Below are 662 nucleotides of genomic sequence, written 5' to 3'. Positions count from 1 at the left end.
TCGCGCACCCTGTTTTGACTGAGTATAAATTGATGGAATGTCGTCTATGTTGTGGTGCCTGCTGTATTGCACCAAGTATTACATCTGCTATTCCTGGTATGCCGAATGGCAAGCCTGCTGGCGTTCGCTGTATTCAGCTTAGCGAACAGAACCTTTGTAAGCTGTTTGGTCAACCCGAGCGACCAAAAGTATGCCATCAATTTAAGGCTTGCCCAATTATCTGTGGCAAAACCGACCAAGAAGCGCTCGATAATATCACTGAGCTTGAAGCTATCACTTAAGCCAGATCCAACCATTGCCGCTTCTCTCATCTAGCGGCAAACGAATCCAATACTCCCTGATAATTCACACTTTTCTCTATTCTCAACTATCTTCTTGATACCAGTATTGGTTAATAAGGATCGTTATGAATAAATATCTCGCAGAAATGTTTGGTACATTTTGGCTTGTCTTAGGGGGCTGTGGTAGTGCGGTTTTAGCCGCTGCTTTTCCTGATGTGGGGATAGGCTTACTCGGTGTTTCCCTCGCTTTCGGTTTAACCGTCTTAACCATGGCTTTTGCCATCGGTCATATCTCTGGCTGTCATTTAAATCCGGCTGTAACGATTGGCTTGTGGAGCGGTGGTCGCTTTGATGCCAAAGACGTCATCCCTTACATCATCG

2 protein-coding genes are annotated in these 662 nt (G+C 45.5%); both read left to right on the top strand.

Translation table 11 applies throughout. The features are described 5' to 3' along the window. Positions 1 to 32: 32 nt before the first annotated feature. Positions 33 to 281 (top strand): YkgJ family cysteine cluster protein, encoded by a 249-nt coding sequence (locus KIV40_RS32430; RefSeq protein ID WP_285353464.1) that lies wholly within the window; start codon positions 33 to 35, stop codon positions 279 to 281. 125 nt (positions 282 to 406) lie between these two features. Beyond that, positions 407 to 662 (top strand): aquaporin (locus KIV40_RS32425; RefSeq protein ID WP_285353463.1); only part of this gene is annotated, 256 nt, incomplete at its 3' end.

Source organism: Vibrio sp. D173a, assembly GCF_030248475.1.
Note: the sequence above shows the minus strand (reverse complement) of the source record. Positions and strands in the feature narration are given on the sequence as shown.